Origin of the sequence: Kitasatospora sp. NPDC004669, from assembly GCF_040609455.1 — a bacterium.
Lineage (GTDB): Bacteria > Actinomycetota > Actinomycetes > Streptomycetales > Streptomycetaceae > Kitasatospora.
The window spans coordinates 90,943-98,770 of sequence record NZ_JBEXKB010000035.1; the positions used below are offsets into that span (position 1 = coordinate 90,943).

The window sequence follows — 7,828 nt, forward strand, 5'->3', positions numbered from 1 at the left end:
TACACCATGGTGGCCGGCTCCGCCAGCGCTGGTGTCACCAGAGGCGAAGCGGGCGAAGCCGAGGTTCGATGGAGGGAGCATCCGGGGCTGCCGCCGGCCCGCGTCCGGACCGGCGGCAGCCGACAGCGGATGTCCGGTCCTCAGACGATGAGCTGCCATGGGAAGGAGATGAGCCATGGAGAGCCACGAGGAGGTCCTGAACGGCGGGCGGTGTCCGCACCCGAGCCCGCGACGGCCGGTTCCACCCGAGGCCTCGTCACCCGCAACCGCACCGAGCGCCGGGATGCGCCCGGTGCCGGGCCGGCTGTCGGGGAAGAGGCGCGGCAGGCTGGTAGCGGCCGTCACCGCCGTCCTGACCGGCGCTGTCATGGTGGTCGGCACGTCCCCGTCGAGCGCCGTCTCCGCCGCTGTCCCGGCCTACCAGCAGCAACTGGGCAACGACTGCGAGGCGGCCTCCCTGCGCATGGTGCTGGCCGCACGGGGGGTGCAGGCGTCGGACCAGGACGTGCTCGGACACATCGGCGTCGACCTGGCGCATCCCCAGGCAGGGGTCTCCGGGTCGCTGTCCGGGGACCCGTTCCAGGCCTTCGTGGGAGACCCCAACGGCTCGGAAGCGGCCGGCACCGGCTTCGGCGTGTACTATCCGCCGATCGCCCAGGCCGCGCAGTTCTACGGCCTGTCCGTGGCGGCGGCCGGACAGGGGATCTCTCCCGCCCAGCTGCGCAGCGCGGTTGCCGCGGGACACCTGGCGATCGTCTGGGTCGACTACAACTGGCGTGACGTCGCGGGGGGCTCGTACACCGCGTACGACGGTCGCGTGGTGCCCTACGCCGGCCCGTCCGAGCACACCGTCGTCGTGACCGCGGTCAGCAACGGACAGTATCTGGTCAACGACCCGGCCCGCGGGCAGCTGCAGATGAGTGAGGCGGACTTCGAGGCCGGGTACGCCAGCTACGGCGACATGGCGGTCATCGTCGACTGACCGAACGCTGCTTCGGTCGATGAGCGTGCCCTCCGGATCGGTGGGATCGGGAGGGCACGCGACGGATCACGGTGTCGGGTGGGCGGGGAAGGTGCAGCCGGGGGAGGTCGCGGTGGGGGCGGCCTTGGTCGCGGTGACGTCGGGGCCGCTGGGGAGGAGGTTGCTGCCGGAGACGGTGAGGTGGACGTCGGCGGCGGTGGCGGTCGTGACGTCGAGGTTCACATTGCGCGGGGTCAGGCCGAGTGGGTGCGTGCTGTCCCATCCGACCAGGGTGGGATGCCGGTGTTTCGTTCCGGCGGCGCCGAGTTCAGTCCCAGAGGGAGATCGCCAGAACCAGGGCGACGACCGGGATCAGCAGCCACGGCTCGGCCAGGACCAGGAGCCCGGTGAAGAGCAGGGCGAAGTACGCCAGCGCCTTGGCGACGCGGCGCTTGGCCTTGTTCTTCGTGCCCTTGTTCTTCTTGGAGCCCTTGTGGTGAGGCGCCCCTGCGCCAGTGGCCGCCTCAAGGGTGTCGGTGTCGATCGCGGATTCGGGCTTCTTCATGTCGATGTTCGTCATGACGCTCAGCCTTGTTGCGAGAGCACCGCTCTCGCGTCGGTGAAGCCCGCCTATCTAGGTGAAGACCACCGACGCGTACGTAGTGCCGCCGCGGTGAAAGTTGGTCCGTGAACGCTTACACGGATCGCACGGAGATCGTCTTGTGGGTACGGCATGCGGACGGCCGGTGGTCGGCCAGGACGGTCTGGGTGGTGGTGCTCAACGGAGAGGCGTACGTCCGCTCGGCTTTCGGCCGGCGCAGTGCCTGGTACCGCCGGGTCCTGCGGCATGCGGACACGGAGGTGGAGGTGGCCGGGGTCCGGCTGTCCGCCACCCTCCGGCCAGTGGACGACCCCGAGCTCGTCCTGCGCGTATCCGGTGCCTACCGGGCCAAGTACGGGTTGAGCTGGCCCGGCCCCGTGGAGTCGATGAACGGGCCCGAGGCCGCGGCCACCACCATGCGGCTAACGAATGTCGGGCTGGTCCCGCAGTTGCCTGCGTGAGGTGAGCCCGAGCTTGCGGAAGATGTTGCGCAGGTGCGCGTCGACCGTCCGCGGGCTGAGGAACAGCTTCGCCGCCACCTCCTTGGAGGTGGCGCCGTCGGCGACCAGGCGTGCGATGTGCACCTCCTGCATCGTCAGCTGGTCCGACGCCTTCGACGTGCGGCTGCGGGCCTGCTCGCCCGTGGCGCGCAGCTCGCCGGCGGCGCGCTCGGCGAACGCCTCCACCCCGAGGTCGGACAGCGACTCGTGCGCCAGCCGCAGCGCCGACCGGGCGTCACGCCGTCGGCCCTGGCGGCGCAGCCACTCCCCGTACAACAGATGTGCCCGGGCGCGGTGGACGACCAGTGCGCCGTCGTCGAGCAGGCCGATCGCCTCCTCGTAGGCGGATTCGTCCTCGGTCACCAGGGCCCGCGCACAGGCCTCGACGCCAAGACCCCAGGCCTGCCGGCCCGCCTGCGTGCGTTCCTGGAGGGACGCGAGGGCCGCGGCGGCGACCTTGGTCTCGCCGCACCGCACGGCCGCCTCGACCAGCTCGGGCAGCGCAAGGCCTGCCGTGCCGACGGCACCGTACTCGACCGCTGCCCTCGCCGCCTTCAGCGCGGCCGGGTAGTCGGCCAGGCCATTGCTGAGCACGGCCGTCGCCCAGTGCACACTCAGGCTCATCCGGTGGTCCACCGACGCGAACAGTTCGACGGCCTCCTTGCGCCGCCCGCGCAGCGCGGCCAGGTGGAGGCGCGGATAGACCAACGGCGCCGCGCCGGTGGCGTCGGCGATCGCCTCCTCCTCGGAGATCAGCTCCATCGCGGCACCGAAGTCGCCGGTGTGCACGGTCACGGCGGCCTGCATGGCCAGTCCGATGGGCAGCGCGTGGAAGGAACCCGACTCTCGCCCGGCCGCGACGGCACGCGTGGCGATGCCGTACATGGCGTCGAGGTTCCACAGTTCGGTGGCCACCATGAAGCCCAGTGACGGCCGCCTGGCCCACACCTCGTTGTCGGCGTCGCCGACGATCGGCCTGAGGCTCTCCGCCGCCGCCCGGTGCCCGTCGCCGACCAGGTCGATCAGACCGGTCAGCACCGCCGCCGCGCCGGATACCGGCTCACCCGACGGCGGGGCCTTTCCGACGGCCTCCACCACGTGGTCGAGGCCGCCGAGCAGAAGGCCCATCTCGAAGGCGTCCAGGTAGCACTCCCGCGACCAGACGGGGTCGGTGGCCGCCAGCCGGGCGGCGGCGCGCAGGAGGTGGGCCGTGGGGCCTTCGTCCCCGCGGCGGCGGACGAACGACAGCCTGCCGCGAAGCAGATCGGCTCTGGCAGCATGGCTCGGATCGTCGGTCGCCACGGTGGTGAGCAGTTCGGCCGCGGTGTCGAAGTCGCCCACCGAAAGCTTGGCCTGGACCGCGGAGAGGACCCGCTCGGCGCGTTGGACCGGGCTGATCGTGAGCGCGGCCGAGCGTTCGAGGAAGGCCGCCGCCGCCGCGACACCACCACGTTCCCGGGCGCGGGTGGCGGAGGCTTCGAGCTCGGCGGCGACCTGCTCGTCCGGGCCGGCACTGGCCTGGGCACGATGCCAGGCCCGGCGGTCGGGGTCGGCGACCGGGTCGGTCACGGCGGCCAGCGCCCCGTGCGCCCTGCGCCGCTCCTGCGGCGTCGCGGCGCGGTAGGCGGCCGAGCGGGCGAGGGGGTGGCTGAATCGGATCCGGGTGCCGAACTCGACCAGCGCGGAGGACCCTGCCGCGGCGGTCGCGTCGATGCCCAGGAATTCGGCCGCGCGCCACAGCAGGCCGGGGTCGCCGATCGGGTCGGCGGCGGCGACGGTCACCAGCAGCCGGGCCGCCGGCGGAAGGAGTTCCAGCCGGGACCGGAAGCTCTGCTCGATCACTGCGGGTACCGAGTCGGGCTGGGCGAAACCGCCCGCCATTCCGGCGAGTCCGGTGGTCCTGGGAAGCTCCACCAGCGCGAGGGGGTTGCCGCGCGCCTCGGCCAGGATTCGGTCGCGCACCCGCTCGTCCAACGGGGCGCGGACCGCCGCGGCCAGCAGTGTGCGGGCATCCGATTCGCCGAGGCCCTGGAGCGAATGGCCGGGCAGTTCGTCCAGCTCGGGCAGGCGGCTCGGCTCGCGCACCGCGAACACGAGGGCGATCGATTCGGCCGAGATCCGGCGGGCCAGGAAGGCCAGCGCCCTGGCCGAGGCCCGGTCCAGCCACTGTGCGTCGTCGACGACGCACAGCAGCGGGCGTTCCCGCACGGTCTCCACCAGGAGGCCCAGCGACGCGACGCCGACCAGGAACGGATCGGGTGTGCCGGTGTCGAGGCCGAAAGCGATCCCCAGCGCCTTGCGGTGCGGCGCGGGCAGCGCGATCAGCCGGTCGGTGACGGGCGCGAGCAACTGGTGCAGCGCGGCGAACGGCAGCTCCGTCTCGAACTCCGCGCCGGACGCCCGCATGACGAGGAATCCGGTCGCGGCCTCGTCCAGGTGCCGCAGCAGCGCGCTCTTGCCGATGCCCGCCTCACCGCGCAGGACCAGGGCGCCGCCCCGGCTCTCCCGCGCCGCTTCGAGCAGGGCGTCGAGCTGCCGTATCTCGGCATGACGACCGATCAACTCATCCGTGTATGTCTCGGGCATGTCCGAAAACCTATGCGGTTGTGCGCCGCAGGGGAATCCGGAACAGACCCCGGTCGACCGGAAGGCCGTCCCGTCGGGAGTCGTATAGGCGATGACTACCGACGCGAGCGGCGGGCGCCTGCTGCGAGTGTCGAGCCATGACCCGCACCGCAAGGCAACCGATCACCACCGGCTGGTCATCGCTGGCGGTTCTGGCCACGGCCCAGTTCCTGGTCGTCAGTCCCGGACGCCCTTGGAGGCCGGGCTGACCCAGCTTCCCCTCGCCCTCGTGATCACCCTCTCGTCGTGGGCCACCGGCAAGGTCTCCGGCCGCCATGTGCTCCCCGTGGGCCTGCTGGCCCTTGCGGGGGGACTGGCCTGGCTGTCCCGAATCCCGGCCGACGGCACTTTCCCCGTGGACCTGCTCGGTCCGACGCTCCTCATCGGCATCGGGCTGGGGGTGGCGTTCGTCCGGCTCACCGCGATGTCCTCCACGGGCGTCCCGGCCGCCGACAACGGCCTGGCCGGCGGGTTGGTCAACGCCACCCGGCAGATCGGCGGAGCCATCGGCCTGTCCTTCCTGACCCTGCTTCCCTCCTCCGGCGCGGCCTTCCTGGCCTGCGCCGCCCTGACCTTGCTCATCTCGGCTCTCTCGACGCGAAAGGCATGACCATGCCCTTGGACAAGCCGTACATCAGTGGCCACTTCACCCCCGTCACCGACGAGATCACCGGCCGCGAGCTGAAAGTGCGCGGCACCCTCCCGCCCGAGCTGAACGGCCGCTACTTCCGCAACGGTCACAATCCCAAGCCGGGCATCACCCCCACCCACTGGTTCCGCGGCGAGGGCATGATCCATGGCGTCCGCCTCACCGGCGGCCGGGCCGAGTGGTACCGCAACCGCTGGGTGCGCACCCCCTTCCTGGACGGCGTGCCGTTCACCGGGACCGAGCTCGAGGTCAGCGCCGCCGCCACCAACATCATCTTCCACGGGGGCCGCTATCTGGCCCTGCAGGAGGCCAACCTGCCCTGGGAGGTCAGCGCGGACCTCGACACGATCGGCGTCCACGACTTCGGCGGCAAGCTCACCAGCGCGATGACCGCCCACCCCAAAGAGGACCCGCGGACCGGCGAGCTGCACTTCTTCAGCTACAGCCCCTTCCCGCCGTACCTGACCTACTACGTGGCCGACGCCTCCGGCGACATCGTCGGGTCGGAGGTCATCGACGGCTCCGGCCCGTCGCTCATGCACGACTTCGCCATCACCCGCGAGCACGTCGTCTTCATCAACTCGCCGGTGGTCTTCGACCACGCCGAGCACTCCGGCATCCCCTACCGCTGGCACGACGACGTCCCACTGCGGATCGGCGTGATGCCGCGCGTCGGGGGCAGGACCACCTGGTTCGAAGTGGCCGACCAGGCAGCGCTGTTGCACGTCACCAACGCCTACACCGACGCGCAGGGCCGGATCGTCCTCGAAGCACCGCGCTTCGAGCGTTCCGCCTGGGAGAGCTCGTGGAAGTGGTGGGTCGGCGCTCCCGGCTACGGCACCAGCCCCGCCACCGGCTCGACCTTCCACCGCTGGATCATCGACCCGGCCAAGGGCACGGTCACCACAGAGTCTCTCAACGACCTGGTCACCGAGTTCCCGTCGATCAACGACGCCCACACCGGTGCGGACTACCGCTACAGCTACGCCATCGCCTTCCCCGGCGCGGGCCTGGCCGGCTACCACACCGTCAAGCTGGACTCGCGGACCGGCGGGCAGAAGCTGCTTGCACACGGCGAGGGCCGGATGCCCGGCGAGGCCGTCTTCGCACCCGCCGAGGGCGGGAGCGCCGAGGACGACGGCTACCTGCTCACCATCGTCAGCGACCTCAAGGCCGACGCCTCGGAGCTGCTCGTCCTGGACGCGAGCGACCTGAGCACCGTGGCCGCCGTCGAACTCCCCCGCAGGGTGCCCGTCGGCATCCACGGCCACTGGATCCCCGACGCCGAACTGCCTGCCTGACCCACCCCAGCCGCCCGGGCCGCTGCTGACTCCCCCCGCAGCAGCGGCCCGGGCTCCAACGCCACCGCAACAGCCGCGTCCGCGGCAACTCCGCCAGGAGACCCCAAGACGGCGCCGGTATCCACTTCACCGGCACCGACACCCTGCTGATCAAGGACGGCATGCTCGCCGAGTACTGGGCCAACGCCGACGGCCTGCTGTTCGTGCGGCAACTCGGTGTCCGCGAACTGTCCTGAACAGCGTGCAGACCGTCCGCCGGAACCGCCCGCGCCGCCGCCTCCGGGGCGTCGGCCTGCCCGCGGTGTGTTCGGCCGTCCGGCGGCTTCGCGCATGCACATGTGCGGGCGGGGTGGCAGCGTGGAAGGGGTCATGATCCGGATGCGCGGGGACGGCCTGGATGCACGGAGTGGACAGCCATGCCCATGGGGGTGCGGAACCGGGCGGACCGGGGGAAGACCGGTCCGCGTGGGGTCGGCTGCGTTCGCGGTCGCGGTCGCGGGTGCGCAGTGTCGCCGGGCAGGTGTTCCTGTGGATGCTGGTCGTGGTGGTGCTGCTGGTCGCCGCGGCGCTGACGGCGCTCGTCCTCCAGGCCCGCAGTTTCGCCACGAGTGATGCCGAGCACCGCACGCACGCCGCGGCCGTCACGCTGTCGCGTTATCCCGGGCTGGCGGCTGCCATGGACAGCACCGATCGGACCGCGGTGCTGCAGCCACTGGCCGTGGACGTGCAGAGGCGCGGCGGCTTCGACTTCATCGTGATCTTCGGCATCGACGGGATCCGCTACGCCATCACCGACCATCCCGACCTGATCGGACAGCACGTCTACGGTTCCTACCAGGAGGCCCTGAAGGGGCCGATCACCATGACCGAGACCACACCGCTGGGACACGACGTGGTCACCGTCGCGCCGGTGACCGGACCGGACGGTTCGGTCGCCGGCCTGGTGACGGTGGGCTTCTCCGTCGAGAGCACGACCGGCGCGGTGAGCCGACAGTTGCCGGTCCTGCTCGGTGGCGCGGTGGCCGCGCTGGCCGTGGGCACGGGCGGGGCGGTGCTGGTGCGGCGGCGGCTGCGCCGCCAGACGCACGGCCTGGATCCGGCGGAGATGACGCGGATGTACGAGCACCACGACGCGGTGCTGCACGCGGTGCGCGAGGGTGTGCTGATCGTCGGCGGGGACGGGCGGGCGCT

At 71.7% G+C, this 7,828-nt stretch carries 7 protein-coding genes and 1 pseudogene; 5 read left to right on the forward strand and 3 right to left on the reverse strand.

Translation table 11 applies throughout. The features are described 5' to 3' along the window. Positions 1–175 precede the first annotated feature (175 nt). Complete coding sequence (locus ABZW30_RS26780; protein ID WP_355673741.1) at positions 176–982, forward strand: C39 family peptidase; 807 nt, start codon at positions 176–178, stop codon at positions 980–982. 66 nt (positions 983–1,048) lie between these two features. Here ABZW30_RS26780 and ABZW30_RS26785 read toward each other — a convergent pair whose 3' ends face one another. Next, positions 1,049–1,204: a hypothetical protein gene (locus ABZW30_RS26785; protein WP_355673742.1), complete on the reverse strand. Its 156-nt coding sequence runs from the start codon at positions 1,202–1,204 to the stop codon at positions 1,049–1,051. 85 nt (positions 1,205–1,289) lie between these two features. Beyond that, positions 1,290–1,541, reverse strand: a complete 252-nt coding sequence (locus ABZW30_RS26790) for a hypothetical protein (RefSeq protein WP_355673743.1) — start codon at positions 1,539–1,541, stop codon at positions 1,290–1,292. Positions 1,542–1,648: 107 nt separating this feature from the next. On the opposite strand from ABZW30_RS26790, the gene ABZW30_RS26795 reads away from it, so the two are divergent. After that, positions 1,649–2,023 carry a DUF2255 family protein gene (locus tag ABZW30_RS26795; RefSeq protein ID WP_355673744.1) on the forward strand — a complete coding sequence of 125 codons (375 nt, stop codon included), beginning with the start codon at positions 1,649–1,651 and terminating at the stop codon, positions 2,021–2,023. On the opposite strand, the gene ABZW30_RS26800 is transcribed toward ABZW30_RS26795, so the two are convergent. After that, positions 1,985–4,648, reverse strand: a complete 2,664-nt coding sequence (locus ABZW30_RS26800) for an AAA family ATPase (protein WP_355673745.1) — start codon at positions 4,646–4,648, stop codon at positions 1,985–1,987. The genes ABZW30_RS26795 and ABZW30_RS26800 overlap by 39 nt on opposite strands. A gap of 268 nt (positions 4,649–4,916) precedes the next feature. On the opposite strand from ABZW30_RS26800, the gene ABZW30_RS26805 reads away from it, so the two are divergent. From ABZW30_RS26805 to ABZW30_RS26815, 3 genes and pseudogenes are all read left to right on the forward strand, one after another. Then, a complete protein-coding gene (locus tag ABZW30_RS26805; protein WP_355673746.1) occupies positions 4,917–5,297 on the forward strand; it encodes a hypothetical protein in 381 nt (126 codons plus the stop codon). Further along, positions 5,294–6,637 carry a carotenoid oxygenase family protein gene (locus ABZW30_RS26810; RefSeq protein ID WP_355673747.1) on the forward strand — a complete coding sequence of 448 codons (1,344 nt, stop codon included), beginning with the start codon at positions 5,294–5,296 and terminating at the stop codon, positions 6,635–6,637. The genes ABZW30_RS26805 and ABZW30_RS26810 overlap by 4 nt, the downstream gene beginning before the upstream one ends. Before the next feature lie 499 nt (positions 6,638–7,136). Beyond that, positions 7,137–7,828, forward strand: a pseudogene (locus tag ABZW30_RS26815) (histidine kinase); the annotation flags it as partial.